Source organism: Bacteroides stercoris ATCC 43183 (assembly GCF_025147325.1).
GTDB lineage: Bacteria > Bacteroidota > Bacteroidia > Bacteroidales > Bacteroidaceae > Bacteroides > Bacteroides stercoris.
In genome coordinates this window covers 3,389,503-3,414,374 of the sequence record NZ_CP102262.1, presented here as the reverse complement: position 1 = coordinate 3,414,374, position 24,872 = coordinate 3,389,503, and the positions used below count along the sequence as shown (strand labels likewise).

The 24,872-nt window shown below is 42.1% G+C and carries 28 protein-coding genes; 11 read left to right on the top strand and 17 right to left on the bottom strand.

Features of this window, described 5'->3' with window-relative positions; genetic code table 11:
- Positions 1 to 85: 85 nt before the first annotated feature.
- The 5 genes from NQ565_RS14295 to mce form a co-directional block, all read right to left on the bottom strand.
- Complete coding sequence (locus tag NQ565_RS14295) at positions 86 to 1,246, bottom strand: sodium ion-translocating decarboxylase subunit beta (protein ID WP_005652056.1); 1,161 nt, start codon at positions 1,244 to 1,246, stop codon at positions 86 to 88.
- Between the two features lies 1 nt (position 1,247).
- Positions 1,248 to 1,679 carry an acetyl-CoA carboxylase biotin carboxyl carrier protein gene (locus NQ565_RS14290; protein WP_016662445.1) on the bottom strand — a complete coding sequence of 144 codons (432 nt, stop codon included), beginning with the start codon at positions 1,677 to 1,679 and terminating at the stop codon, positions 1,248 to 1,250.
- Between the two features lie 25 nt (positions 1,680 to 1,704).
- Positions 1,705 to 2,637 (bottom strand): OadG family transporter subunit, encoded by a 933-nt coding sequence (locus tag NQ565_RS14285; protein WP_005652052.1) that lies wholly within the window; start codon positions 2,635 to 2,637, stop codon positions 1,705 to 1,707.
- 47 nt (positions 2,638 to 2,684) lie between these two features.
- Positions 2,685 to 4,238 (bottom strand): acyl-CoA carboxylase subunit beta, encoded by a 1,554-nt coding sequence (locus NQ565_RS14280; protein WP_005652050.1) that lies wholly within the window; start codon positions 4,236 to 4,238, stop codon positions 2,685 to 2,687.
- A 67-nt stretch (positions 4,239 to 4,305) separates the two neighbouring features.
- Positions 4,306 to 4,722 (bottom strand): methylmalonyl-CoA epimerase, encoded by a 417-nt coding sequence (mce, locus tag NQ565_RS14275; protein ID WP_005652048.1) that lies wholly within the window; start codon positions 4,720 to 4,722, stop codon positions 4,306 to 4,308.
- A gap of 251 nt (positions 4,723 to 4,973) precedes the next feature.
- Here mce and NQ565_RS14270 point away from each other — a divergent pair, with 251 nt between their 5' ends.
- Together NQ565_RS14270 and NQ565_RS14265 are read left to right on the top strand one after the other, a co-directional pair.
- Positions 4,974 to 7,241 (top strand): cation:proton antiporter domain-containing protein, encoded by a 2,268-nt coding sequence (locus NQ565_RS14270; RefSeq protein ID WP_005652047.1) that lies wholly within the window; start codon positions 4,974 to 4,976, stop codon positions 7,239 to 7,241.
- A 56-nt stretch (positions 7,242 to 7,297) separates the two neighbouring features.
- Positions 7,298 to 7,723, top strand: a complete 426-nt coding sequence (locus NQ565_RS14265; protein ID WP_005652045.1) for an HIT family protein — start codon at positions 7,298 to 7,300, stop codon at positions 7,721 to 7,723.
- Positions 7,724 to 7,828: 105 nt separating this feature from the next.
- Here NQ565_RS14265 and NQ565_RS14260 read toward each other — a convergent pair whose 3' ends face one another.
- The 5 genes from NQ565_RS14260 to NQ565_RS14240 form a co-directional block, all read right to left on the bottom strand.
- Positions 7,829 to 8,815: a Gfo/Idh/MocA family protein gene (locus NQ565_RS14260; protein ID WP_005652043.1), complete on the bottom strand. Its 987-nt coding sequence runs from the start codon at positions 8,813 to 8,815 to the stop codon at positions 7,829 to 7,831.
- Between the two features lie 9 nt (positions 8,816 to 8,824).
- Positions 8,825 to 9,241, bottom strand: a complete 417-nt coding sequence (locus NQ565_RS14255) for an RNA-binding S4 domain-containing protein (protein WP_005652041.1) — start codon at positions 9,239 to 9,241, stop codon at positions 8,825 to 8,827.
- Positions 9,238 to 9,801 carry an aminoacyl-tRNA hydrolase gene (pth, locus tag NQ565_RS14250; RefSeq protein ID WP_005652039.1) on the bottom strand — a complete coding sequence of 188 codons (564 nt, stop codon included), beginning with the start codon at positions 9,799 to 9,801 and terminating at the stop codon, positions 9,238 to 9,240. Before pth ends, NQ565_RS14255 begins: the two co-directional genes overlap by 4 nt.
- Positions 9,802 to 9,943: 142 nt before the next feature.
- A complete protein-coding gene (locus tag NQ565_RS14245) occupies positions 9,944 to 10,537 on the bottom strand; it encodes a 50S ribosomal protein L25/general stress protein Ctc (protein ID WP_005652037.1) in 594 nt (197 codons plus the stop codon).
- Between the two features lie 138 nt (positions 10,538 to 10,675).
- The gene (locus tag NQ565_RS14240; protein ID WP_005652036.1) at positions 10,676 to 11,077 is read right to left on the bottom strand and encodes a PUR family DNA/RNA-binding protein; all 402 of its coding nucleotides are present in this window, start codon (positions 11,075 to 11,077) and stop codon (positions 10,676 to 10,678) included.
- A 171-nt stretch (positions 11,078 to 11,248) separates the two neighbouring features.
- Here NQ565_RS14240 and nusB point away from each other — a divergent pair, with 171 nt between their 5' ends.
- From nusB to NQ565_RS14215, 5 genes are read left to right on the top strand one after another with little or no spacing between them, the layout of a single operon-like run.
- Positions 11,249 to 12,175 (top strand): transcription antitermination factor NusB, encoded by a 927-nt coding sequence (gene nusB, locus NQ565_RS14235; RefSeq protein ID WP_005652034.1) that lies wholly within the window; start codon positions 11,249 to 11,251, stop codon positions 12,173 to 12,175.
- A gap of 38 nt (positions 12,176 to 12,213) precedes the next feature.
- The gene (gene yajC, locus NQ565_RS14230; protein WP_005652032.1) at positions 12,214 to 12,543 is read left to right on the top strand and encodes a preprotein translocase subunit YajC; all 330 of its coding nucleotides are present in this window, start codon (positions 12,214 to 12,216) and stop codon (positions 12,541 to 12,543) included.
- A gap of 14 nt (positions 12,544 to 12,557) precedes the next feature.
- Complete coding sequence (locus NQ565_RS14225) at positions 12,558 to 13,568, top strand: CdaR family protein (protein ID WP_005652030.1); 1,011 nt, start codon at positions 12,558 to 12,560, stop codon at positions 13,566 to 13,568.
- The gene (gene coaE, locus NQ565_RS14220) at positions 13,565 to 14,179 is read left to right on the top strand and encodes a dephospho-CoA kinase (RefSeq protein ID WP_005652028.1); all 615 of its coding nucleotides are present in this window, start codon (positions 13,565 to 13,567) and stop codon (positions 14,177 to 14,179) included. Before NQ565_RS14225 ends, coaE begins: the two co-directional genes overlap by 4 nt.
- Before the next feature lie 28 nt (positions 14,180 to 14,207).
- The gene (locus NQ565_RS14215) at positions 14,208 to 14,645 is read left to right on the top strand and encodes a DUF5606 family protein (protein WP_005652026.1); all 438 of its coding nucleotides are present in this window, start codon (positions 14,208 to 14,210) and stop codon (positions 14,643 to 14,645) included.
- Between the two features lie 183 nt (positions 14,646 to 14,828).
- On the opposite strand, the gene clpB is transcribed toward NQ565_RS14215, so the two are convergent.
- Complete coding sequence (gene clpB, locus NQ565_RS14210) at positions 14,829 to 17,423, bottom strand: ATP-dependent chaperone ClpB (protein ID WP_005652024.1); 2,595 nt, start codon at positions 17,421 to 17,423, stop codon at positions 14,829 to 14,831.
- A gap of 192 nt (positions 17,424 to 17,615) precedes the next feature.
- Here clpB and NQ565_RS14205 point away from each other — a divergent pair, with 192 nt between their 5' ends.
- The 3 genes from NQ565_RS14205 to NQ565_RS14195 all read left to right on the top strand — a co-directional run bounded on the left by NQ565_RS14205 (position 17,616) and on the right by NQ565_RS14195 (position 20,255).
- Positions 17,616 to 18,233: a DUF6621 family protein gene (locus NQ565_RS14205; RefSeq protein ID WP_034536009.1), complete on the top strand. Its 618-nt coding sequence runs from the start codon at positions 17,616 to 17,618 to the stop codon at positions 18,231 to 18,233.
- 20 nt (positions 18,234 to 18,253) lie between these two features.
- Complete coding sequence (locus tag NQ565_RS14200) at positions 18,254 to 19,150, top strand: LysR family transcriptional regulator (protein WP_005652020.1); 897 nt, start codon at positions 18,254 to 18,256, stop codon at positions 19,148 to 19,150.
- Positions 19,151 to 19,232: 82 nt separating this feature from the next.
- Positions 19,233 to 20,255, top strand: coding sequence for a YeiH family protein (locus tag NQ565_RS14195; protein ID WP_005652019.1), 1,023 nt, complete (start codon positions 19,233 to 19,235; stop codon positions 20,253 to 20,255).
- Here the strand turns inward: NQ565_RS14195 and NQ565_RS14190 are convergent.
- The gene (locus NQ565_RS14190; protein ID WP_005652017.1) at positions 20,243 to 20,539 is read right to left on the bottom strand and encodes a transcription termination/antitermination NusG family protein; all 297 of its coding nucleotides are present in this window, start codon (positions 20,537 to 20,539) and stop codon (positions 20,243 to 20,245) included. The two genes, NQ565_RS14195 and NQ565_RS14190, sit on opposite strands and share 13 nt — an antisense overlap.
- A gap of 2 nt (positions 20,540 to 20,541) precedes the next feature.
- Entirely contained in the window at positions 20,542 to 21,138 is a 597-nt protein-coding gene (locus tag NQ565_RS14185) for a hypothetical protein (RefSeq protein ID WP_016662267.1), read from the bottom strand.
- A gap of 161 nt (positions 21,139 to 21,299) precedes the next feature.
- On the opposite strand from NQ565_RS14185, the gene NQ565_RS14180 reads away from it, so the two are divergent.
- Complete coding sequence (locus NQ565_RS14180) at positions 21,300 to 21,644, top strand: helix-turn-helix domain-containing protein (protein WP_005652012.1); 345 nt, start codon at positions 21,300 to 21,302, stop codon at positions 21,642 to 21,644.
- A 38-nt stretch (positions 21,645 to 21,682) separates the two neighbouring features.
- Here NQ565_RS14180 and NQ565_RS14175 read toward each other — a convergent pair whose 3' ends face one another.
- From NQ565_RS14175 to bcp, 4 genes are all read right to left on the bottom strand, one after another.
- Positions 21,683 to 21,979, bottom strand: coding sequence for a transcription termination/antitermination NusG family protein (locus NQ565_RS14175; RefSeq protein WP_005652011.1), 297 nt, complete (start codon positions 21,977 to 21,979; stop codon positions 21,683 to 21,685).
- A gap of 2 nt (positions 21,980 to 21,981) precedes the next feature.
- Complete coding sequence (locus NQ565_RS14170) at positions 21,982 to 22,575, bottom strand: hypothetical protein (RefSeq protein WP_005652009.1); 594 nt, start codon at positions 22,573 to 22,575, stop codon at positions 21,982 to 21,984.
- A gap of 747 nt (positions 22,576 to 23,322) precedes the next feature.
- Positions 23,323 to 24,360, bottom strand: coding sequence for a recombinase RecA (gene recA, locus NQ565_RS14165; RefSeq protein ID WP_005652006.1), 1,038 nt, complete (start codon positions 24,358 to 24,360; stop codon positions 23,323 to 23,325).
- 49 nt (positions 24,361 to 24,409) lie between these two features.
- Entirely contained in the window at positions 24,410 to 24,856 is a 447-nt protein-coding gene (gene bcp / locus NQ565_RS14160) for a thioredoxin-dependent thiol peroxidase (RefSeq protein ID WP_005652005.1), read from the bottom strand.
- Positions 24,857 to 24,872: the final 16 nt, after the last annotated feature.

The window sequence follows — 24,872 nt, the reverse complement described above, 5'->3', positions numbered from 1 at the left end:
TCCGCTAAATTAAAAAAAATAGCGGAGAAGGCTGTTACCTCTCCGCTATTATCCTTTATGCAGGTTATGCAAACGTTTTCACTGCTTACATCAGGAATCCCAACAGAATACCGGCAGCTACTGCTGAGCCGATAACGCCCGCTACGTTCGGACCCATGGCATGCATCAACAGGTAGTTGGTTGGATCATATTCCAAACCTACTACTTGAGAGATACGTGCGGAGTCAGGCACTGCAGATACGCCTGCATTACCAATCAGCGGATTAATCTTGTTGCCTTTCTTCAGGAAGATATTGAATATCTTCACGAAGATTACACCGGAAGCGGTTGCGATAATGAATGAGAATGCACCCAGACCAAAAATCCACAATGAGTCTGTAGTCAGGAATTCGGATGCTTGTGTGGAAGCACCTACAGTCAGACCAAGCAGAATTGTGATGGTATCAATCAGCGGACCGCTGGCTGTGTTAGCCAGACGGCGGGTTACACCACTCTCTTTTAGTAAGTTACCGAAAAATAGCATACCTAACAAAGGCAAACCGGACGGAACAAGGAAACAGGTAAGTAACAGACCGATAATCGGGAACATTACTTTTTCCGTATGAGAAACTGCACGTGGCGGTTTCATGCGGATAAGGCGCTCGTTCTTGCTGGTCAGCAGACGCATGATAGGCGGTTGGATTACCGGTACTAATGCCATATAGGAATAGGCGGACACGGCAATTGCACCCATCAGGTTGGGAGCCAGTTTGGACGAAAGGAAAATGGCTGTCGGACCATCGGCACCACCGATGATACCGATAGCACCAGCTTGCATCGGATCGAATCCGATAGCCAAAGCAGTCATATATGCACCGAAAATACCGAATTGTGCGGCAGCACCGACTAGCATCAGCTTCGGGTTAGAGATTAGAGCGGAGAAATCCGTCATAGCTCCGATACCCAGGAAAATAAGTGGCGGATACCAACCGGAAGTTACCCCTTGATACAGAATGTTAAGTACAGACCCTTCCTCATAGATACCGACTTTTAATCCGGCTTCCATATTGAAAGGGATATTACCGATCAGCATACCGAAACCGATAGGAATCAGCAACATCGGCTCAAATTCCTTGGCAACAGCCAAGTATATGAAGAATAAACCTACCAGAATCATTACCAGATGTCCGCCTGTTGCATTGGCAAAACCTGTATAAGTCCAGAAGTCTGCAAGGTTATTTCCTAAAAATGTGATAAATTCTCCCATATTATTCAATAATTACAAGGTCAGTACCTTCGAGTACGGATTCTCCTTTACTAACATTAATAGCGGTAATTTTACCGTCTTTGTCGGCATTGATATTGTTCTCCATTTTCATGGCCTCCAGGATAATGATAACCTGGCCTTTCTTCACGGTATCACCCACATTGACTTTGATGTCAAGGATAACACCTGGCAGCGGAGATTTTACACCTGACTTGCCGGTTGAAGCAGCAGCCGGTTTTACAACTGGAGCAGTCGGGGCAGCTGGGGCTGCACTAACAGGGCGTACTACCGGTTTGACTGCAACTTTCGGAGCTTTTTCCATTTCTACTTTGTAGGGAGTACCGTTCACTTCTACGTGAGCGATGTTGTCTTCAATATCTCCAATAGTAACTTTATATGCGTTACCGTTGATTTTGTATTTATATTCTTTCATCGTTTTATCTTTATTAAAGGTGACTTTACTTTCTCTGAGGGGTTTCACGCAACGTGTAAATCTTTGAACTCCAAGGTGAATAGCTGCGTTTTACGCGGGTAATGGTGAGTACGGTGTCTTCCACATCGTGTACATCACTCTGCATTTCGTGCAATGCCAGGGAAATGGCTGCGAATACTTCACCCGGTGCTTCTCCCAGTTGTTTTTCTTTAGCCTCTTTTTTATCGGTAATGCCCTTAGCGCGCATTGCGTTACGTTTGCTGAGGTTTACAGAAATCTTGCCTATAATCTTGAAAGAGATATAAAGAAGGAGTAATCCGGAAAATACTACACTCATGGCGGAAATAGCCATACCGATACCTATACTGTCATGCTCTTCAAACTTCTCCATTTTAGCATTGCTGTCAATGGTTTTGTTATTGGTGCTTGGAGTTACATACTTATCGGACGCATCTCCTTTTACTTCCCATTCCGGAGTGGCATCACTGACACGTGCATAAGATTGGTTGGCTTGTAATGTTCCGGCGGGTACCACAATCTGGTCCAGTAATTTCTTGCCGGAATCGTATAAGCCGATCCAATTGGCGTTCTGGCTGTCTAACTTAAAGTTGGTATGGAAAGTACCGCGATTAGGTTCTCCGTCTGCCCAAAACAGCGCGTGCTGACGAGGTTTTACCAAAGTCAGGACATCACCTTTCGGGATGAAATAGGTAGCGGTGTCACCCGGTTGGCTGCTGAATTTCAGATAGCAACCTGCAAGGTCGGCGCTGCCATATGATTTGTTGAATATCTCAATCCATGCGCTGTGAACACCGTAATCATCCTGAAAGTTGCTTTCGTTGGTGATAAGCACTTCATTCAGCAACAGTTTAGAGTTTGACTCCTTTTCTCCACAAGAAGAACAGAACCCCAGCACCAGCATCAATGAAAGGAATATTCCGATTTTTGTTTTATTCATAAATTTGAGTTTTTATTTTTTAATTCTCAACTGTTAATTCTCAATTCTTAAAGAGGAATATTACCATGTTTCTTGGCCGGGTTGGTCAATTTCTTGGTTTGCAGTTGTTGCAGGGCGCGGATAATGCGGAAACGCGTGTTGCGCGGTTCGATAACATCATCGATATAGCCATACTTGGCTGCATTGTAAGGATTGGCAAACAGTTTGGTATATTCAGCTTCTTTTTCAGCCAGGAACTGAGCCGGATTTTCTTGCTCTTTAGCCTCGCGTGCATACAGAACTTCTACCGCACCTGCACCACCCATAACTGCGATTTCAGCAGTAGGCCATGCATAGTTCATGTCACCACGAAGTTGCTTACAGCTCATTACGATGTGCGAACCGCCATAGGATTTGCGTAGGGTGATAGTAACTTTAGGTACGGTAGCTTCACCGTAGGCATACAGCAATTTGGCACCGTGCAGGATAACACCGTTGTACTCCTGACCGGTTCCGGGAAGGAAGCCCGGTACATCTACCAAAGATACGATAGGAATATTGAAAGCATCGCAGAAACGGACGAAACGTGCACCCTTACGAGAAGCGTTGCTATCAAGTACACCTGCCAGATATTTGGGCTGGTTGGCTACAATGCCGACTGATTGTCCGTTGAAACGGGCAAAACCGATAATGATATTCTTGGAATAGTCTTTCTGAATTTCAAGGAACTCTCCGTTGTCAACGATAGCACCGATAACTTCGTACATATCGTAAGGCTTGTTCGGATTGTCAGGGATAATATCGTTCAGAGAATCTTCCAGACGGTCGATGGGATCTGTACAATCTGTGTAAGGAGCTTCTTCCAAATTATTTTGAGGGATGTAGCTCAGTAATTTGCGGATAAGTGCAAGACCTTCCTCTTCGGTCTTTGCAGTGAAGTGAGTTACACCGGATTTGGTAGAGTGTACGCTTGCACCACCCAAATTTTCCTGGCTGACATCTTCTCCGGTTACGGTCTTTACCACTTTCGGACCAGTAAGGAACATGTAGGACGTTCCTTCCATCATTAGTGTAAAGTCAGTCAGGGCAGGAGAATAAACCGCACCACCGGCACAAGGACCGAAGATACCGGAAATTTGGGGAATAACGCCGGAAGCAAGAATATTGCGTTGGAAAATCTCGGCATATCCGGCTAAAGCATTGATACCTTCTTGAATACGTGCACCACCCGAGTCATTGATACCGATGCAGGGAGCACCCATCTTCATTGCTTGATCCATGATTTTGCAAATCTTCAAAGACATGGTTTCCGACAATGAACCGGCAGAAACAGTGAAATCCTGTGCGAAAATGTAGACCAAGCGACCGTCGATGGTACCGCAACCGGTAACCACACCGTCGCCGGGGTAGTGTTTCTTTTCCATACCGAAATTCGTACATCTGTGCTCAACAAACATGTCCATTTCTTCGAAACTTCCTTCATCGAGTAACATTGCTATACGCTCGCGAGCTGTATATTTCCCTTTCTCATGTTGCTTTGCAATCGCTTTTTCACCACCACCAAGACGCGCAGCCGTACGGCGGTCAATAAGCTCTTTAATTTTCTCAAGTTGATTACTCATATTCTTTATTTATGATTTATGATTTCAGATTTATGTTTTCGGATTTATGATTTCAAACCATAAATCTTTATTCTCCTTTTTCGCAAAGTTCCGTCAATACGCCGAGTGTGGATTTCGGATGCAGGAATGCGATGTTCAAGCCTTCCGCACCTTTACGGGGAGCTTTGTCAATCAGGCGGATACCTTTTCCTTCAACTTCTGCGAGAGCGTTTGCCACTCCGTCTTCCACAGCAAATGCTAAATGGTGCATACCGCCGTTACCGTTGTTCTTTTCGATGAATTTGGCAATGGTGCTTTCGGGAGAAGTGGGTTCGAGCAACTCAATTTTCACGTCACCTACTTTCAAGAAAGCGGTTCTTACCTTTTGATCTTCTACGGTTTCAATGTTGTAGCATTTTAAACCTAATACATTTTCGTAGTACGGAAGTGCTTCTTCAATGCTTTTTACAGCAATGCCTAAATGTTCAATGTGCGAAATTTTCATAACAGTTTTTATTAATGTTGGTATTCAATTCCAAATTTTTAAAATCAGCAGTACAAAGAAAGATATTTCTACTTGAATAAAGAAATTTTTCGCCAATTAATTATAAAGGTATTTCTTCTTAAAATGATTTTATAATTGAGACAACCGGTCGTTGTTTTATCTATTGATGGTACTCGTTTTTTGTTATAAAAGAGATTCAAAAGCTTTTTTTGTTATATCTTTGTCAGTAGAATTTCAATCGGACAAATATTATGTCACATTTAGCTCCTTTGATCGCCGATTTGGCATTGATACTGATTTGCGCCGGAATAATGACGCTATTATTTAAAAAACTGAAACAACCGTTAGTCTTGGGGTATGTCGTTGCAGGCTTCTTGGCCAGTCCTCACATGGCTTATACCCCTTCGGTGATGGATACGGCAAACATACAGACTTGGGCGGACATCGGCGTTATTTTCTTGCTGTTTGCTTTGGGGCTGGAGTTTAGCTTTAAGAAAATAGTCAAGGTGGGGGGAGCCGCTATAATCGCTGCTTGTACAATTATATTCTGTATGATATTGTTGGGCGTGGCAGTTGGCACGGCTTTCGGATGGAAACGGATGGATTGCATTTTCTTGGGCGGTATGATAGCCATGTCTTCCACTACTATTATCTATAAGGCATTTGATGATTTGGGCATGCGCAAGAAGAAGTTTACCGGGCTGGTGCTCAGTGTGTTGATTTTGGAAGATATTCTTGCCATTGTCCTGATGGTTATGCTGTCTACCATGGCAGTCAGTCATAATTTTGAAGGGACGGAAATGCTGGGCAGTATAGCAAAACTGTTATTCTTTCTTATATTGTGGTTTGTGGTCGGCATCTATTTGATTCCTGTTCTGTTGAAAAAATGTCGGAAGCTGATGAGTGAGGAGACTTTGCTGATTGTATCGCTCGGGCTTTGTTTCGGTATGGTTGTGCTTGCTGCCCATACGGGATTTTCAGCAGCGTTCGGCGCTTTTATCATGGGGTCTATTCTGGCTGAAACGGTAGAGGCGGAAAGTATTGAACGTCTGGTTAAGCCGGTAAAAGATTTATTCGGTGCCATATTCTTTGTATCTGTAGGTATGATGGTAGACCCTTTGATGATAGTAGAATATGCGGGTCCTATTGTTGTCATTACATTGGCGGTTATTGTCGGGCAATCGTTGTTCGGCACATTGGGAGTATTGCTTGCAGGGCAGCCGCTTAAGACGGCTATGCAATGCGGATTCAGTTTGACGCAGATTGGAGAATTTGCTTTTATCATCGCTTCTTTGGGAGTGTCTTTGCATGTAACAAGTCATTTTCTGTATCCTATAGTGGTGGCTGTATCTGTCATTACTACCTTTCTTACCCCTTATATGATTCGTTTTGCAGAACCGGCTTCCAATTTTGTCGATACGCATTTGCCGGAACGGTGGCAGAAATTTTTGCTGCATTATGCTTCCGGTTCGCAGACTGTGAATCATGAGAGTTTATGGAAGAAACTGATATTTGCTTTGTTGCGTATTACGGTGGTTTATTCCATTGTAAGTGTGGCGGTGATTGCTATCGCATTCCGCTTCCTTGTACCGTTTTTCAAGGGAAACTTGCCTGGAATTTGGGGCTCTTTATTGTCTGCTTTGGTCATTGTTCTGTTTATTTCTCCTTTTCTGCGAGCCATCATGATTAAGAAAAACCATTCGGTAGAATTCGTAACATTGTGGCGCGACAGTCGGGGAAATCGCGCTCCACTGGTAGCTACTATCGTGCTGCGAATTCTGTTGGCAGTTTCTTTTGTGATGTTTGTAATAGCCGGATTGTTTAAACTGTCGGTTGGTCTTGTCTTTGGAGTTGCGGTACTGCTGGTTATAGTAATGATACTTTCCAGACAGTTGAAGCGGCAGTCTATAATGATTGAACGTACTTTTTTTCAGAATTTGCGGTCGCGGGATATGCGTGCGGAATATTTGGGCGAGAAGAAGCCTGAATATGCAGGCCGTCTGCTTTCGCGTGATTTGCATTTGACGGATTATGAGATTCCCGGGGAATCGGCTTGGGCAGGCAAGACGCTGGCGGAGTTGAATTTTGGCAAGCGTTATGGGGTGCATGTCGTTTCTATTCTTCGTGGACGCAGGCGGATAAATATTCCCGGTGCTTCTGTGCGTCTCTTTCCTTTAGATAAGATACAGGTTATTGCTACTGATGAAGAATTGAATGTGTTTGGTGAGGAAATGAATAAGCTTTCAACGATAGCTGCGGACGCCGTGGAAAAAAGTGAGATGATACTGCGTCAGTTGCGTATCGATGCAAATTCTCCGTTCTTGGGTAAAACATTGAAAGATGCAGGCATACGCGAGAAATACCACTGCCTGATTGTTGGAGTGGAGCGAGGAGGGGAAACTTTGCATGCTCCTGACGTGCACGAGCCTTTTGTCGAGGAGGATGTAGTATGGATTGTCGGTGAGAATGTCGATGTGTACAAATTGGTCGGTGAAAATGATGAGAATGTCGACCTGTGATATTGGAATAACGGTTATCTTTGCTTTACGAACATAAACTTTAAAAAAGAAATATCATGAAAAGTGATCCGAAAGACTGTCTGTACTGTCAGAATAATGAAACGTTGCATAATCTGATGATTGAGATTGCGCAGCTTAGTGTGTCACGTGTCTTCCTTTTTAAGGAACAAACTTATCGCGGGCGCTGCCTTGTGGCTTACAAAGACCATGTCAATGACTTGAATGAACTAACGGATGAGGAACGCAATGCTTTTATGGCTGATGTTGCCCGTGTGACTCGTGCCATGCAAAAAGCTTTTAATCCGGAAAAGATTAATTATGGTGCGTATTCAGACAAATTATCTCATCTTCATTTTCATTTGGCGCCGAAATATGTAGATGGTCCCGATTATGGTGGTACTTTCCAGATGAATCCGGGAAAGGTGTATCTGACGGATGTCGAATATCAGGAATTGGTTGAAGCGGTGAGAAGCAAACTTTGAAAGAGAATGAAGTATAAAGTATAAATTGGCAATGAGCATGATTTATGAATGACAAATGGTTATGTAATATCATAGCATAGCCATTTATACCTTATACTTCGTATTTTATATTTTATTTAAAATTTTGTCCATTACCCAGTTTGTCAGTGTTGCGCTTTCGCCATCGCAGTTACAGATTGATTTGCCAAGTAAATGGTCTACAACAGCTTGAATAAGCGGTTGCTGGACGTAAATGGGGTTTTCTACAGGGATTTCTTCCCTTCCTCGTTCGGTGTGTAAGGCTATGGGATCATAGGTAAATACAGAAAAGCATATCATACCTTTGTCTCCGATGATTTCGATACGGTCTTCACGTGCAGACTCATGTGCAACGAAACACCACGAGCCGCTGCCTACCAGGCCGCTGTCAAATTGGAAACAGGCACTGAGGGTATCCTCTGCAGAATATAGTCCGCCACGGTTGCTCTTGTATCCGTTGGCTTCAAGAATATATCCGAACATATCTTGCAGTATGTCTATCTGGTGTGGAGCCAAATCATAAAAATAACCGCCACCGGCGATATCGGGCTGTACACGCCAGGGTAGGTTCTCCTTGTTATAGTCCAGATCGCGGGGTGGCTGGGCAAAGCGAATTTGTATATTGATGACATTTCCGATGGCCCCTTCTTCCACCAATGACTTTACTTTCAGGAAATAAGGAAGATAACGGCGGTAATAGGCTACAAAACAAGGTATGCCGGTTTCTTGGGAAATACGGTTGATACGGCAACACTCTTCATAAGTCACTGCCATCGGCTTTTCTATGTATACCGGTTTGCCGGCTTTCATGGACATAATGGCATATGTGGCATGGGAAGAGGGTGGGGTGGCAATATATACGGCATTTACGTCTTCATCATTAATCAGTTCCTGTGCATCATTGTACCATTTGGCAATGCCTCTTTCTTTGGCATAAGCTTTGGCTTTGGAGATATCCCGACTCATCACAGCTACCACTTCGGAGTGTTCAATTTTCTGAAATGCAGGTCCACTTTTGTATTTGGTCACTTCTCCGCAGCCGATAAATCCCCATTTTATTATTTTCTCACTCATACTTGTATATTATTCTTCAAAGTCGAAATCAAAATCAAAGTCATCCACGAATTCAGGCGCAGTGAAGTCTTCCAGTTCACGGCGATCCTTTTTGGTGGGGCGTCCCGTTCCCTTAGCGCGGTTGATAAATCCGCTGATTTTGCTCATTTCCAACAGTTCATATTGCTCTGGGGCGGTTATGTTCTCCATCATTTCGGGAACAAGCTTGGCGCCTACACGCTTTTCAATAGTCTGTAGTACTTTGAAAGAATAGGTAACCGGCGGTTTGCGTACTTGTATTACATCTCCCGGCTTCACCATTCGAGCTGCCTTTGCAAGTGCACCATTGATACTGATACGTCCTTTTTTGCAGGCTTCGGCTGCAATTGTACGTGTCTTGAATATGCGTACAGCCCACATCCATTTGTCTATTCTTGCTTCACTCATTTCTTGTTGAACTGATTCATTGTAATGTCTATACCGGCGAGACAGAAACTTTTAATGATTTCGCCTGCTGTTTTCAGGCGTTCATCCATTGTTTTCCAGTCTTCGTCCGTAAAGTGTCCCAAAACGAAATCCACTTGTCCGCCGCGGGGAAAATCATTACCGATACCAAAACGCAGGCGGGCATAGTTTTGGGTACCTAATGTGGCTGCAATATGTTTCAGTCCGTTATGTCCCGCATCGCTTCCTTTCCCTTTCAGCCGCAGGGTGCCGAAAGGTAGTGCCAAATCATCTACTACAATCAGTACGTTTTCCAACGGAATGTTCTCTTTTTGCATCCAATAGCGTACGGCATTTCCACTCAGATTCATGAAAGTAGACGGTTTCAGCAATATCAGTTGGCGTCCTTTGACCGACATGGTAGCTGTAAAACCATAGCGTCCGTCATTAAAGGTTATTCCGGCTGCTTGAGCTAAAGCATCTACTACCATGAAGCCTATATTATGGCGGGTTTCGTGATATTCGGGACCGATATTGCCTAAACCGGCAATTAGATATTTCATTTTTATATACTTGGCTTTAATGATAATTCAGATAAAAAGAGAGGAACGCGGATTATCGCAGTTGTCCGCGGATATGAAATCTGCGTCGTCTGCGTTAATCCGCGTTCCGGAATATCTCGTTTGCTTACTAAGAAAGCGCCGATTAGTTGTTTGCAGCAGCTGCAGCAGCACCTCTTGCGGCACGAGTCAGCTTAACAGCACATACAACGGCTTCTTTAGCATTCAACAGTTCCAAACCTTCGTAGCTTAATTCACCTACTTTTACCGTTTTGCCCAATCCCAAATGAGATACATTGACAATCAGTTTTTCAGGAATAGCGTTGTACAAAGCTTTAACTTTCAGTTTACGCATCTGCAGAGTCAGCTTACCACCGGCTTTCACACCTTCTGCCAGACCTTCCATTTGTACGGGAACTTCCATTACGATAGGTTTAGTTTCATCAATCTGATAGAAGTCAACGTGCAGGATAGTATCTTTTACCGGGTGGAATTGAATATCTTTCAAGATAGCATTTACTTTCTTGCCATCGATAATCAGGTCAACCACGTAGATGTGCGGAGTATAAACCAAATTGCGCAGACCTTCTGCCGGTACAGTGAAATGGACGTTTTCACCTGCCCCGTAGAGTACGCAAGGTACACCGTTGTCTTTACGAATAGCTTTCAAAGCTCTTGCTTGTTCCGAAGAACGCTCTGCAATAGTTCTTGCAGTTCCTTTTACTTCAATTGATTTCATTTTAATTTCTTTTTGTGTTACTCTAAATTAAGTAGATTATTGCTTAATTCACCATCACACGATGTGGTTCACCACACGATGTTGCAAAAAAGCGGTGCAAAAATACCGCTTCTTTTTGAATTATCAAAAGGTTTTCCTTTAAAAATCAATATCTATTTTAATTTCTCCGTCAAGCGGAGAATCTTTTTCTTTCTGTTCTTCTGCCGGCTGCACATTGTCAGGTTGTTCTTCATTGTCGTTGCGGCGCATAAAACATCCTTGCTGTTCCTGAATGAAGCCAATAGCCTGTTGCAGGCCATTCATGAATTTTTCAAAATCTTCTTTGTACAAAAAGATTTTATGTTTTTCAAAACTAACCTGTGATTCATCTCCTTCACCCGTTACTATCTTCTTGCTTTCAGTGATAGCAAGGAACATTTCGTCCTTTCTGTTTTTCTTAACATCTAAATAATAGATGCGCTTGCCTGCTTTAATGGATTGGGAGAATACTATTTCTTTGTCGCTCACGTCCAGTCCGCTTTTCTTTTTAAAGTCTTCCATATTATAGCTATCTTGTTGTAATCGGGTTCAAAATTGACGATTTTTTTTAAACTGTCAAAAGAAAAAGCCCGGATAATGATTATCTGCATTAAAAAATGTGATTTATTTATGTAAACTCATTAAAAATATCTACTTTTGCACCTCGTTAAAACACCAGTATTTACTTTAGTTATGATAAACAGAGTTCTTATTCGTCTTAAGATTATACAGATTGTATATGCTTATTATCAGAATGGCAGTAAAAATTTAGATGCTGCGGAGAAAGAGTTGTTCTTTAGTCTCTCCAAGGCATATGACCTTTACAATTATCTGCTTATGTTGATGATAGCCTTGACGAACTACGCACAAAAGCGCATTGATGCGGCAAAAGCAAAGTTGGCTCCCACAGCCGAAGAGTTGTATCCGAACATGAAGTTTGTAGAAAACAAATTCATTTCCCAACTGGAAGTGAACAGGCAGTTGATGGACTTTATTTCCAACCAGAAACGTACTTGGGAGAATGATGAAGATTTTGTTAAAGGGTTATTTGAAAAGATTGTAGCGTCTGATATATATAAGGAATATATGGCTTCTTCCGAAAACTCTTACGAGGCAGATCGTGAATTATGGAGAAAGCTTTATAAGACATTCATTTTCAATAATGAGGAACTTGATATATTACTCGAAGATCAAAGCCTTTATTGGAATGACGACAAGGAAATTGTGGATACATTCGTTCTGAAAACAATCAAACGCTTTGATGAGAAGAATGGCGCGAATCAGCCGTTATTGCCTGAGTTTAAGGATGATGAAGATCAGGAGTTTGCCCGCCGTTTGTTCCGCCGTGCTATTCTGAACTGCGATTACTACCGTCATCTTATTAGCGAAAACACACGTAACTGGGATTTGGACCGTGTAGCTTTTATGGATGTAGTTATCATGCAGTGTGCATTGGCCGAAATATTGAGTTTCCCGAACATTCCCGTCAGCGTTTCGTTGAATGAGTATGTAGATATAGCCAAAGTGTACAGTACAGCCAAGAGTGGCAGTTTTGTCAATGGCACTTTGGATGGAATAGTTAAGGAATTGAAAAAAGAAGGGAAGTTGTCGAAAAACTGATACCTTTGTTGAATAATAAAAATTAAAACGGAATATTTATGAATTTGATGACAGTATTTTTCCTGCAAGCTCCTGCTGCAGGCCCGGACGGAAGCATGATGTGGATTATGTTGATAGCTATGTTCGCTATTATGTATTTCTTTATGATTCGCCCGCAAAATAAGAAGCAAAAAGAAATTGCGAATTTCCGCAAATCTCTTCAAGTGAACCAAAAGGTGATTACTGCCGGTGGCATTCATGGTATTATCAAGGAAATTAACGATAATGATGTGGTTCTTGAAATTGCTTCCAACGTTAAAATCCATATTGACAAGAATTCCATTTTTGCCGCTGCTGCTGATGCAAACAGTAGTCAGGCTTCTAAATAAGCAGATGTGAGCCTATGTTTGATCGTAGGAACATAAGACGTATTTATTTGAATATAACCGGAAAAACAAAGGACTTTCTGCTCAGTGATAAGAGCAGAGAGTTCTTTGTTTTTTTATTTTTCTTCTTTATAGCCGGTGGTTTCTGGTTGTTGCAGACACTGAACAACGATTATGAAGCGGAATTTTCTATTCCGGTCCGTTTGCGTGGAGTGCCTAATAATACGATGATTACTTCAGAGCCGGTCTCCGAACTGCATATAAAGGTAAAGGATAAAGGTACTGTTTTGCTTAATTATATGTTGGGAAAGAGCTTCTATCCGGTTTCGCTTGACTTTTCCGATTATAAAGCTGTTGATAATCATGTACGTATTTATGCTTCTCAGTTTGAGAAAAAAGTGCTGAGTCAGTTGAATGTTTCCACCCGCTTGCTTTCTATGAAGCCAGATACCTTGGAATACATTTATGCAACGGGAATGTCCAAATTGGTACCTGTCAGATTATCGGGGACAGTGGGTGCCGGCCGTCAATATTATTTGTCGGATACGATTTTTAAACCGGACTCGGTTTTGGCTTATGCACCGGAAGGGGTATTGGATACGATAACCGCTGCCTATACCCAGCCTGTCAAACAGGAGAATGTCTCCGATACATTGCGGCAACAGGTGTCTTTGCTTGCGCGACGAGGTGTGAAGTTTGTTCCTGCCTCTATCGAGATGATACTTCCTGTGGACATTTATACGGAAAAGACGGTGGAAGTACCGTTGCACGGCGTAAACTTTCCGGCTGATAAAGTATTGCGTGCTTTTCCTTCTAAGGTTCAAGTAACTTTCCAGGTAGGGCTTAGCCGTTTCCGTGAGATAACTGCAGATGATTTTCATATCAATGTTTCTTATGAGGAATTGCTGCGTTTGGGCTCGGACAAGTATACGGTAAAATTGCGGAATATTCCCGACGGGGTGAAACAAGTGCGTTTTAATCCGGAGCAGGTTGATTTTCTTATAGAACAAATATCTCCTTCATTATGACTGTCAAGATAGGTATAACCGGTGGTATCGGCAGTGGAAAAAGTGTTGTGTCCCGACTGTTGGAGGTGATGGGAATCCCGGTCTATATTTCTGATGGGGAAACCAAACAGCTTATGATGACAGACTCTTGTATTCGCAGTGAGTTGACTGCCTTGTTGGGTGAGGAGGTGTATGCCGGTGGAGTATTGAATAAGTCTCTGCTTGCGTCTTATCTTTTCGGTAGTCCCGAGCATGCCGGGCAGATTAATGGTATTGTTCATCCGCGTGTAAAAGAGGATTTCAGGCAGTGGGTTTGTCAGCGTGCGGCATGCCGGATGGCAGGAATCGAGTCTGCTATTCTGATAGAGGCTGGATTTGCAGATGAGGTTGATGTAGTTGTTATGGTCTACGCTCCCGAGGAGATACGGGTGCAGCGTGCCATGAAGCGGGATGCTTCCTCACGTGAACTGATAGAAAAGCGCATTCGTAGTCAGATGGGCGATGAAGAAAAACGGAAACTGGCAGATTTTGTGATAGTGAATGATGGCGAAACACCGTTAATTCCGCAGGTTTTGGGCTTAATCACTTTTCTGTCTCAAAATAATACCTATCTTTGCCCACCGAAAAAATGAACTACTAATTACAAAAACTGAATATATTATGTTGAAGACTATTTTGTCTATTTCCGGTAAGCCGGGATTGTATAAACTCATCTCTCAGGGAAAGAATATGTTGATTGTGGAGTCACTTGTTGACAAGAAACGTTTTCCTGCTTATGGTAATGAAAAGATTATCTCTTTAGGAGATATTGCCATGTATACAGATACAGAAGAAGTACCTTTGAAAGATGTACTTCTCTCTATGAAGAAAAAGGAAAACGGTGCAGCCGTGGCATTGGATGTAAAAAAGGCTTCTGTGAAAGAGCTCCAAGCTTATTTGGCGGCGGTGTTGCCTAATTTTGACCGCGACCGCGTATATGTGTCTGATATTAAAAAACTGATTTCCTGGTATAATCTGTTGGTAGCAAGTGATATGACAGACTTTGAAGAAACATCTGAAACTGCTGCTGAAGAGGTTAAAGAAGAAACAGCTGAATAATTATACTTCATTCTGAGGTTAAAATAAAAAGAGGGTATGTCAAAATTAACATCCGCTTGCTAATTGTTTCTTTTTAGGCACAGATTCCACGTTCTTTGTTCTTTTTCCGTGAAATCCGCGAAATCCGTGCCTAAAAGAAATCATCAAGTGTATTTTGACACACCCTCTTCTTTTTTTAGCTTGTCAGTTTCTGAAATCCAATTCGTCTTTCGTTGCATTGATATCTACCGTGATTGGTTTGCTACGGTCAACTTCCTGCGACAATAATTTCTTGGACAAATCGTTCAGCAAGTAATGCTGGATAGCACGTTTCACTGGGCGGGCACCAAACTCCGGATCATATCCTGCATTGGCCAGGAAATCTATGGCGGCATCGGTCAATACCAGTTCCACGCCGTTTCCGGATAACATCTTTTGTACGCTCTTGATTTGAAGTACAACAATCTGTTTGATTTCTTTTTCAGTCAGCGGCAAGAACATGATTGTCTCGTCGATACGATTCAGAAATTCCGGGCGGATTGTCTTTTTCAGCATATTCATAACTTCCTTCTTGGTTTCCTCTACAATCTCTTCCTTGTTGGAACCGTTCAGTTTCTCCATTTGACTTTGAATGTATCCGCTACCCATATTGGAAGTCATGATGATAATGGTATTCTTGAAGTTTACGGTACGTCCCTTATTATCCGTCAAACGTCCGTCATCCAATACTTGCAATAGTATGTTGAATACATCCGGATGTGCTTTCTCTATTTCATCGAACAGTACGACGGAGTAAGGTTTGCGGCGTACAGCTTCCGTCAACTGACCGCCTTCATCATATCCCACATATCCCGGAGGAGCTCCTACCAGACGGGAAACGCTATGTTTCTCCTGATATTCGCTCATATCGATACGCGTCATCATCGTTTCATCATCAAATAGGAATTCGGCAAGCGCCTTGGCAAGTTCCGTTTTACCTACACCGGTAGTACCGAGAAAGAGGAATGAGCCGATAGGACGCTTGGGATCTTGCAGTCCCGCGCGGCTGCGGCGTACAGCATCGGCTACAGCTTCGATGGCTTCATTCTGTCCGATAACACGCTGATGCAGTTCATCTTCCAGATGCAATAGTTTCTCCTTTTCGCTTTGCAGCATTTTGCTTACCGGTATGCCTGTCCATCGGGATACTACATCTGCGATATCCTCGGCGTCAACTTCTTCCTTAATCATTGCTTGATCGCCCTGCATTTCGTGCAGCTTTTGCTGGGTCTCTTCAATTTCCTGATTCAGTGCTTGAAGTTTGCCATAACGTATTTCGGCTACCTTTCCATAATCACCTTCACGTTCCGCTTTATCGGCTTCAAACTTCAGGTTTTCTATTTCAACTTTATTCTGCTGAATTTTGTTGACCAGTGTCTTTTCGTTTTGCCATTTTGCTTTATACGACTTTTCCTGTTCTTTTAGTTCGGCAAGTTCCTTGCCGATTTGCTCCAGTTTGAGACGGTCATTTTCGCGCTTGATGGCTTCGCGTTCAATTTCCAGTTGTTTGATTTTACGGGAAATCTCATCCAACTCTTCCGGTACAGAATCTACTTCCATACGGAGTTTGGCGGCAGCTTCATCCATCAGGTCAATGGCTTTATCCGGCAGGAAGCGGTCGGTGATATAACGGTTGCTCAATTCTACGGCAGCAATGATGGCATCGTCTTTAATCCGTACATGGTGATGGTTTTCATAACGTTCTTTCAAGCCACGAAGGATGGAAATGGTGCTTAACGTGTCCGGTTCGTTTACCATAACGATTTGGAAACGGCGTTCCAAAGCCTTGTCTTTCTCAAAGTATTTTTGATACTCGTCCAAGGTGGTAGCACCGATGCTTCTCAGCTCACCGCGTGCCAGAGCAGGTTTCAGAATATTGGCGGCATCCATTGCTCCCTCGCCTTTACCGGCGCCTACCAATGTGTGGATTTCGTCGATGAACAGAATGATGTCTCCTTCCGATTTCTTCACTTCATTGACGACGGCTTTCAGACGTTCTTCGAATTCGCCCTTATATTTGGCTCCTGCAACCAATGCACCCATATCCAGTGAATAAACTTGTTTGTTTTTCAGATTCTCAGGTACATCACCCCGCAATATACGGTGGGCAAGTCCTTCTACAATGGCTGTTTTACCTGTACCCGGCTCACCTATCAATATAGGATTGTTCTTGGTACGGCGGCTTAGGATTTGCAGAACCCGGCGGATTTCTTCATCACGTCCGATAACGGGGTCCAGTTTGCCGCTTCGGGCTGCCTCGTTCAGATTGATGGCATACTTTTCCAATGACTGATAAGTGTCCTCGCTGGATTGCGAAGTAACCTTTTCGCCTTTCCGTAATTCATTGATTGCATTGCGCAAGTCTTTCTCCGTCATTCCGGCATCTTTCAGGATGGTGGAAGCGGTACTTTTTACAGTGAGCAAAGCGAGCAACATCGGTTCCAGTGAAACGAACTCATCGCCCATTTCTTTGGAATATTGGGTTGCCTTCTGAAAAATTTCATTAGTCTCACGACTCAGGTAGGGTTCTCCACCCGATACTTTGGGCAGGGAGTCAATCTGCTTATCAAGTACGAGTGCGATTTGCTGCCCGTTCATGCCTAACTTCTGGAAAATGAAATTGGTAACGTTTTCGCCCACTTTCATCACGCTTTGAAGTAAGTGTACAGGTTCGATGGCTTGCTGCCCCCGTGCTTGCGTCAAGTTCACGGCTTCTTGTACGGCTTCTTGAGCTTTGATAGTAAATTGGTTAAAGTTCATATTTAGTTCTCCTTTCTATTTTTATCAGCTTCATAACACTTTAAAAAGCGCAAAAGATTTGCCAGCAGCAAAAATGAGACAAAATTTCAGTTAATAGAAGAAAATGAATGTCAAATTGGCTGATTTGCGACAAATACCTTTTATCTACAAAACTTTTTGTATCTTTACTCCCTCAATAAATAAATGAGTAATATGGAAAATACCCAAATAAAACTTTCCGAAACGGTAATGGTGATTGATGTTGCCTACCTGAATTTTGTTATAAACGATTTGAGGAAGTATTTTGAACCGTTGCTGGGACGTTCTTTACAAACAGTGGATCTGGCACTTTTTACCATGTATCTGGCTATGGATGCCGGGTTGAAAGGGAGTGACAATGATGTACAGGTACTTCTCGTATATGATAAGCAGTCCGGAAAGCTGGAGCACTGCCTGCCATCCGATTTGAAGAACGAATTGGATGGAGTAGCGTTTAAGGCTTCTTTGGGTGAATTCAGTTTTATGGCTGTGCCTTCAGAGGGTTTTGTGTCTCGTGGAGACTTGTATCTTGATTTGTTGCAGATAGTATTGAATACCGCCGAAGTGAAGAAGCTGATTGTTGTTCCTTTTAATGAGGAGTATGGTAAAGAGGTTGAGAACGTTTTGAGGGAGTGCGCATTGGAAAATGCCGGACATAAAGAAGAGGCAAAAGACATTGTTTATTTCCGTATGGAGGAGCCTGCCGCTCCGGCTGTATGCCGTTGGGAGATGCTGGGGTATCCGCTGATGTCAGTGTTGGGTATCAGGAGTGAAGATTTGCAGAATAATTAATCAATTTAATTCATTGTGTTGTGAGCGATTTTCGTTTAAAGGTATTCCGGTCTGTTGCGAAGAATCTGAGTTTTACGAAGGCTTCGCAAGAATTGTTTGTCAGCCAGCCTGCTATTACCAAACATATACAAGAGTTGGAAGCTGCTTATCAGACACGTTTGTTCGACCGGCAGGGTAGCAGAATTTCGTTGACGGAGTCGGGCAATTTGCTCTTGGAACATTGCGAGCGGATTTTGGAAGACTATAAACGGTTAGAGTACGAAATGCACTTGTTGCATAATGAATATACAGGCGGTTTGAAGCTGGGGGCCAGCACTACCATTGCCCAATATGTGTTACCTCCTTTGCTTGCCAGCTTTATCGGTAAGTTTCCACAAGTCAGCCTGTCATTGTTGAATGGTAATTCCAGAGAGATAGAGGCCGCTTTGCAGGAACATCGCATTGATTTGGGCTTTGTCGAAGGAGTATTCAGGTTGCCTAATATTAGATATACTACTTTTTTGGAAGATGAGTTGGTGGCAGTGGTGCGTACAGGCAGTAAATTGGCTGTGGGAGAGGAGATAACTCCTGATGAATTGTTCCATTTGCCTTTGGTGCTTCGCGAAAGAGGTTCGGGGACATTGGATGTTTTTGAGCGTGCCTTGCAGCAACATAATATAAAGTTATCCTCTTTACAGGTTTTGATGTATTTGGGAAGCACGGAAAGTATCAAATTGTTTTTGGAACATACCGATTGTCTGGGCATTGTTTCCGTTCGTTCCATTACGCGCGAATTGTATTCTGGACAGTTGCGTGTCGTTGAGATTAAGGGAATGCCTATGTTACGCGATTTTAGTTTTGCACAGCCTCAGGGGCAAGAAAGCGGTTTGGCGCAAGTATTCATGCAATTTGCCATGCACAATAACCATAAGTTATAGCACATAAGCAGAAACAATTGGCATGATTGAGAAAAGAAGCCTACCTTTGCGGTCGAAAACAAATTAATAAAAATAAAAAAGTATGGCTTCAACTCGAACATTGGCGAAAAGCATCAATATGTCTTTTCTGCAAAACAACAACAAAATTATTTACGTTTCACTTCTTGTCATTCTTTCTTTTTTCTTGTTTCTTGATTATATTCCGGGAATGCACGCTTATTCCGCATGGGTTACCCCTCCGGTAGCTTTATTTCTTGGTCTGTCGTTTGCTTTGTTATGCGGACAGGCACATCCTAAGTTTAATAAGAAAATATCCAAATATTTGTTGCAGTATTCTGTGGTAGGTCTGGGTTTCGGTATGAATTTGCAGGCTTCGCTTGCTTCCGGTAAGGAAGGTATGGAGTTTACGGTTATCTCTGTGGTAGGTACATTACTTATCGGCTGGGTTATTGGTCGTAAGTTTCTGAAAGTAGATCGTGACACTTCTTATCTGATCAGCTCTGGTACGGCTATTTGCGGTGGTAGCGCTATCGCGGCGGTAGGTCCTGTGTTGAGGGCAAAAGACAGTGAAATGTCTGTGGCTTTGGGTACGATTTTTATTTTGAATGCGATTGCATTGTTCATATTTCCTGTAATAGGTCATGCCTTGAATATGAGCCAGCATGAGTTCGGTACATGGGCTGCCATTGCCATTCATGACACCAGTTCGGTAGTTGGTGCGGGTGCTGCCTATGGTGAGGAGGCGTTGCGGGTAGCTACTACTATCAAGCTGACCCGTGCGCTTTGGATTATTCCGTTGGCAATTGCTACTTCATTTATTTTCAAAAGTAAAGGGCAGAAAATCAGTATACCCTGGTTTATCTTCTTCTTTGTTTTGGCAATGATTGTCAATACCTATGTCTTGAATCTTTCCGAGACAGGGGCTTTAATCGGTGCGGGAATCAACAGTATTGCCCGTAAGGCATTGACAATAACATTGTTCTTTATAGGAGCTTCCCTTTCCCGTGATGTCCTGAAAGCAGTAGGTATCAAACCGCTTGTACAGGGTATTCTGCTTTGGGTAGTTATCAGTGTCAGTACACTGGCTTATATTTATTGGTCTTGATATAAGGCTGCAACGGCTTGAGGATTCAGTATGGTATATTCTTTCTGCATTCTCAGTACATTTTCGTCAGTTGCATATACAAATACACATCTCGCTATCGCCGGGATGTGTATTTCTTTTATACACCCTTCCCAGCATCGCCGAACCGAAACCAATGGGACGTAGGTAATAAAACCTTGCTGCTCCAGTTTCTTTTTGGTATTCAGTTCGGTGTGTGGGTTGGTCAATACGATAAACCACGAATGTGGCTTATCTAAGTGATGGATGATATATTGAAAAGTCATAGTTAGTTGTCTTTTGTTACTGTAAAATTGAAAGTGTGGAAAAATTGCGGTTTATTACCGACTGTCATTGGAAAAACGATGGTGACTGAAGTTCTTCCGTTTTTTCTGAATTTCTTTTTGTGATATATTTTGCTGATACCTTTTTCCGTAATTAAGTTGGTTGCTGTAATTGTGCGGTTTATTTCCTGGTTGTGTTTGATGGTTTCCAAAGGAGCTTCGTCTGTTGTAAAAGGGTAGAGGCTGATGCCTGACGCCCTTCCGTTAACAATGAAACCGGCTTGTTTCCAGTTTAGCCATACGGTTTCATCGGTGTTGTTTTTGATGATGACTTTCCATGCATTGCTGTTCGGAATGAATTGATAAATAATTCCCTCTTTGTTATATTCCAGTTTCCCTTGATGGTTTTCATATGATTTGAATGAAATGCGGCAGTTTTCGTTGTCGATGTATTGTGCATGTGATAAGGTGGGAAACAGGAATGACAATAAAACAATGAGATGAGGTATCCGTTTGTATTTTCGGCTGTCAAAGTAAGTCTGCATAAGGATGGCTGATATACAGACCGGGATTGTAATGAGAATGCAACTACTCAATGTCATGGCATTATATGTATTATCTTTTTATTTATATGAATACGCGGCAAAAATATCATAAATTAATTGATAAAACAAATAAATTATGGATTAAAACGAACTTATATACAGACAAATTATTATTCAAGTAGTTTTAGTGTGGCTAATTAATTCGTATCTTCATTGAAATGGAAAAGAGTAATATATATATTGGCGAGGTTATCAGGAGTGTTATGGCTGATAACCAGATTACTAAGGCTGAACTTGCAAGAAGATTGGGTGTTAGACCTCAAAGTGTCGATTATATGTTGACACGGAAAAGTATTGATACGGATACGTTATACAACGTTTCAAGAGCATTGAACTATGACTTTGCTATGCTATACTCTTTACATGAAGGACAGACAAATTGTGATATAAAAGAATCCTCATATAATGTCGCTACCGCTAAGGTGTTGGTGGAGTTGGAATTAAAACCGGAGGATTTGGCAAAATTGAACTTGAAAAAGAGAATCTCTGATGTGTTGAAATGATTCGTAGGTATATTTATAAATTTGTTTTTAGAAAGAATTTATTGGCTTTGATATAAAGCTGTAACGGTTTGCAGAGATAAGGCGGTATATTCCTTTTGCATCTCTTGCATTTCTTCCTTGGTTGCATATACAAATACACATCTTGCTATTGTCGGGATGTGTATTTCTTTTATACATCCGGCCCAACTGCGCCGAACTGAAATTGTTGGAACATAAGTGATAAACCCTTGTTGTTCCAGTTTCTTTTGGATATTGAGTTCGGCGTGTGGGGCGGTCAGTACAATACACCACAAATGCGGTTCATGCAAATGGTTGATAATATATTGGAAAGTCATAGTTAGTTAGCTGTTACAATAAAATTGAATATATGGAAAAACTGCGGTTTATTGCCGATACCGATTGGCAAAGCAATGTTGACGGACGTCCGTCCATTTCTCTTCAGATTGCGTTTACTATATATTTTATTAACCTTTTTCCCTTTTATTAAGTTGGATGCAGTAACGGTTCGGGTTATTTCAGATTTTTCTTTGATAACATCCGTAGGGGGATCATCGGATGTAAAAGGATACAAACTGATTCCGGAAGCTTTTCCATTAATGATAAAACTGCCTTTTTCCCAATTTATCCGTGCATTCTTGTTCGTATTATTTTTGATGGTTATTTTCCACGCATTGCTTTCCGGCGTAAAACGGTAAATTATTCCGTCTTGGGTATATTCCAATTTTCCCGCCTGGTTTGCATGCGATGAAAATGAAATTTTGCATTGCGTTTTGTCCATATATTGTGCATACGACAATACCGGATAAAAAAGAAGTATCAGGAATATGAAATGATTCTTGCGTTTATATTTCCAATAATTGAAATATAGCCATAGAATGATAGCCAGTAGACATACCGGTATCGCAATAAGAATGTACGTTATTAATGCCATACACTATTTATGATTTTTTGTTTGTTGCGTGGCAAAAATATTATAAAATAATTGATAAAACAACAATATTGTAAAAATAAATATATAAATAACTGTTAATGCGAAGTGTATAAGATAATTGATTGCAGACGATTGGTTATGGATTATACGTTTCTGGTTTTTATATTACATATCTTTGTAAATGTATGATTTCTGCTGATTTCTGAACATTTTCTTCTTTGTTCTATTATCATTTCGTGTATTTTTGTATTTGTAAAAGAGGTGATAGTCGCCTGTCAATATACGGATAGCGTGTGAAACTAGTAACATAAACACCTCACCTTAGCTCTTTAAATTGCAGGAGTTTGCTCCCTAAACCTTAGGACTTTAGTATGTTATGCTGTGGCATTTCAGTTGTTAAGGTGTGGTGTTTGGGGTGTTAAGGTGGGGGCTTTTGATAACAAAAAATGTTTTGTAAGATGAATAGTTTCATTTTATGGATTTTTCCGATGATGGTATCTTTTATGAGGATATTATTTTTTTGAATGAGGATAGATAACAAGAAGAACGAATATGAACCATTTGTCATTAATTGCTTGATATTGTGAATATCTGCTTTCGGAATAGTTATATGGTGTCTCTTCTCATATATGTAAAACAAATTTGGATTTTAAGACAAAAGAACAACCGGAAAGTGCCTAAAGCATATTATAAACAAACCAGTTCTTTGTGTCTTAAAATCCAAACTTTTAACCTTTCAGTTAAGGATTACTTCTCTTTTTTCAATTCCTCGAAAATGAGTCCTTCCAGTTCCTCCGCCAGTTCCGGGTTATCGAGAATAACCTGTTTGGCGGCATCGCGTCCTTGTGCGATTTTAGTATCATTATAACTGAACCAGGAACCACTTTTCTTGATGATGCCCAGTTCCGCACCCAAATCGATGATTTCTCCAGCACGTGAGATGCCTTCACCGAACATGATGTCGAATTCTGCACGACGGAAAGGAGGAGCTACCTTGTTCTTTACAACTTTCACTTTGGTCTGCTTGCCGATAACCTCCTCGCCATTCTTGATAGCTTGGCCACCACGGATGTCAAGACGTACGGAAGCATAGAACTTCAATGCGTTACCGCCGGTGGTCGTTTCAGGATTACCGAACATTACGCCGATTTTTTCACGGAGCTGGTTGATGAAGATACAAGTTGTACGGGTTTTGCTAACGGCAGATGTCAGCTTACGCAGAGCCTGTGACATAAGACGTGCCTGCAAACCTACCTTGTTGTCGCCCATATCGCCTTCGATTTCGGCTTTCGGTGTCAGAGCGGCTACGGAGTCTACAACGATGATGTCAATAGCGGAAGAACGAATCAGTTGCTCTGCAATTTCCAATGCCTGCTCGCCGTTGTCCGGTTGTGAAATCAAGAGGTTATCCACATCTACACCCAATTTGGCTGCATAGAAGCGGTCGAAAGCGTGTTCCGCATCGATGAATGCTGCGATGCCGCCTGCTTTTTGTGCTTCGGCGATGGCATGGATTGCCAGCGTGGTCTTACCGGAAGATTCCGGACCGTAGATTTCAATGATACGTCCGCGGGGGTAACCGCCTACACCCAATGCTACGTTCAGTCCGATGGAACCGGTAGGGATTACTTCTACTTGTTCGACGCTTTCGTCGCCCATTTTCATGATAGAACCCTTGCCGAAACTTTTTTCTATCTTATCCATGGCAGCTTGCAGCGCCTTTAGTTTTTCGCTGCCTGCCATGTTATTTCCGTTTTCAAAATTAAGTTCGTCTTTCTTTGCCATTATTTTAGTGATTAATGATTAGTGTTTAGTGATTAATTATCAATCACTGTTACAGGATTTGTGCGGCGTGGTCTTTAGTCTTTACTTCCTTAGGGGTGATGATACGCTCAATCACTCCTTCCTCATTGATGATGAAGGTGGTGCGGAAAGTACCCATATATTTACGTCCGTACATGCTCTTTTCACCCCATACGCCGAATTGCTCCACCAGCTTTTTGTCTGTGTCTGCAATCAGGGTAAAGGGCAGGTTGTTCTTTTCGATGAATTTCTGGTGCGACTTCTCGTTGTCTACACTGACTCCGATAACTTCGTAGCCGGCCTTACGCAGGTCGGTATAGTTGTCGCGCAGGTTGCAGGCTTGTGCCGTACAACCTGAAGTTGAGTCTTTGGGATAAAAATAGAGCACTATTTTTTTTCCTTTATAATCGCTCAGACGAATTTCTTCGCCTTTTTCATTGATACCCAGTATTTCGGGCGCTTTATCTCCGATATTCACGTAATTCAGTGTTTAG

Coding starts and splice junctions, on each gene's coding strand:
- NQ565_RS14295 (WP_005652056.1), bottom strand. CDS start 1,246: ATGGGAGAATTTATCACATTTTTAGGAAATAACCTTGCAGACTTCTGG.
- NQ565_RS14290 (WP_016662445.1), bottom strand. CDS start 1,679: ATGAAAGAATATAAATACAAAATCAACGGTAACGCATATAAAGTTACT.
- NQ565_RS14285 (WP_005652052.1), bottom strand. CDS start 2,637: ATGAATAAAACAAAAATCGGAATATTCCTTTCATTGATGCTGGTGCTG.
- NQ565_RS14280 (WP_005652050.1), bottom strand. CDS start 4,238: ATGAGTAATCAACTTGAGAAAATTAAAGAGCTTATTGACCGCCGTACG.
- mce (WP_005652048.1), bottom strand. CDS start 4,722: ATGAAAATTTCGCACATTGAACATTTAGGCATTGCTGTAAAAAGCATT.
- NQ565_RS14270 (WP_005652047.1), top strand. CDS start 4,974: ATGTCACATTTAGCTCCTTTGATCGCCGATTTGGCATTGATACTGATT.
- NQ565_RS14265 (WP_005652045.1), top strand. CDS start 7,298: ATGAAAAGTGATCCGAAAGACTGTCTGTACTGTCAGAATAATGAAACG.
- NQ565_RS14260 (WP_005652043.1), bottom strand. CDS start 8,815: ATGAGTGAGAAAATAATAAAATGGGGATTTATCGGCTGCGGAGAAGTG.
- NQ565_RS14255 (WP_005652041.1), bottom strand. CDS start 9,241: ATGAGTGAAGCAAGAATAGACAAATGGATGTGGGCTGTACGCATATTC.
- pth (WP_005652039.1), bottom strand. CDS start 9,801: ATGAAATATCTAATTGCCGGTTTAGGCAATATCGGTCCCGAATATCAC.
- NQ565_RS14245 (WP_005652037.1), bottom strand. CDS start 10,537: ATGAAATCAATTGAAGTAAAAGGAACTGCAAGAACTATTGCAGAGCGT.
- NQ565_RS14240 (WP_005652036.1), bottom strand. CDS start 11,077: ATGGAAGACTTTAAAAAGAAAAGCGGACTGGACGTGAGCGACAAAGAA.
- nusB (WP_005652034.1), top strand. CDS start 11,249: ATGATAAACAGAGTTCTTATTCGTCTTAAGATTATACAGATTGTATAT.
- yajC (WP_005652032.1), top strand. CDS start 12,214: ATGAATTTGATGACAGTATTTTTCCTGCAAGCTCCTGCTGCAGGCCCG.
- NQ565_RS14225 (WP_005652030.1), top strand. CDS start 12,558: ATGTTTGATCGTAGGAACATAAGACGTATTTATTTGAATATAACCGGA.
- coaE (WP_005652028.1), top strand. CDS start 13,565: ATGACTGTCAAGATAGGTATAACCGGTGGTATCGGCAGTGGAAAAAGT.
- NQ565_RS14215 (WP_005652026.1), top strand. CDS start 14,208: ATGTTGAAGACTATTTTGTCTATTTCCGGTAAGCCGGGATTGTATAAA.
- clpB (WP_005652024.1), bottom strand. CDS start 17,423: ATGAACTTTAACCAATTTACTATCAAAGCTCAAGAAGCCGTACAAGAA.
- NQ565_RS14205 (WP_034536009.1), top strand. CDS start 17,616: ATGGAAAATACCCAAATAAAACTTTCCGAAACGGTAATGGTGATTGAT.
- NQ565_RS14195 (WP_005652019.1), top strand. CDS start 19,233: ATGGCTTCAACTCGAACATTGGCGAAAAGCATCAATATGTCTTTTCTG.
- NQ565_RS14190 (WP_005652017.1), bottom strand. CDS start 20,539: ATGACTTTTCAATATATCATCCATCACTTAGATAAGCCACATTCGTGG.
- NQ565_RS14185 (WP_016662267.1), bottom strand. CDS start 21,138: ATGACATTGAGTAGTTGCATTCTCATTACAATCCCGGTCTGTATATCA.
- NQ565_RS14180 (WP_005652012.1), top strand. CDS start 21,300: ATGGAAAAGAGTAATATATATATTGGCGAGGTTATCAGGAGTGTTATG.
- NQ565_RS14175 (WP_005652011.1), bottom strand. CDS start 21,979: ATGACTTTCCAATATATTATCAACCATTTGCATGAACCGCATTTGTGG.
- NQ565_RS14170 (WP_005652009.1), bottom strand. CDS start 22,575: ATGGCATTAATAACGTACATTCTTATTGCGATACCGGTATGTCTACTG.
- recA (WP_005652006.1), bottom strand. CDS start 24,360: ATGGCAAAGAAAGACGAACTTAATTTTGAAAACGGAAATAACATGGCA.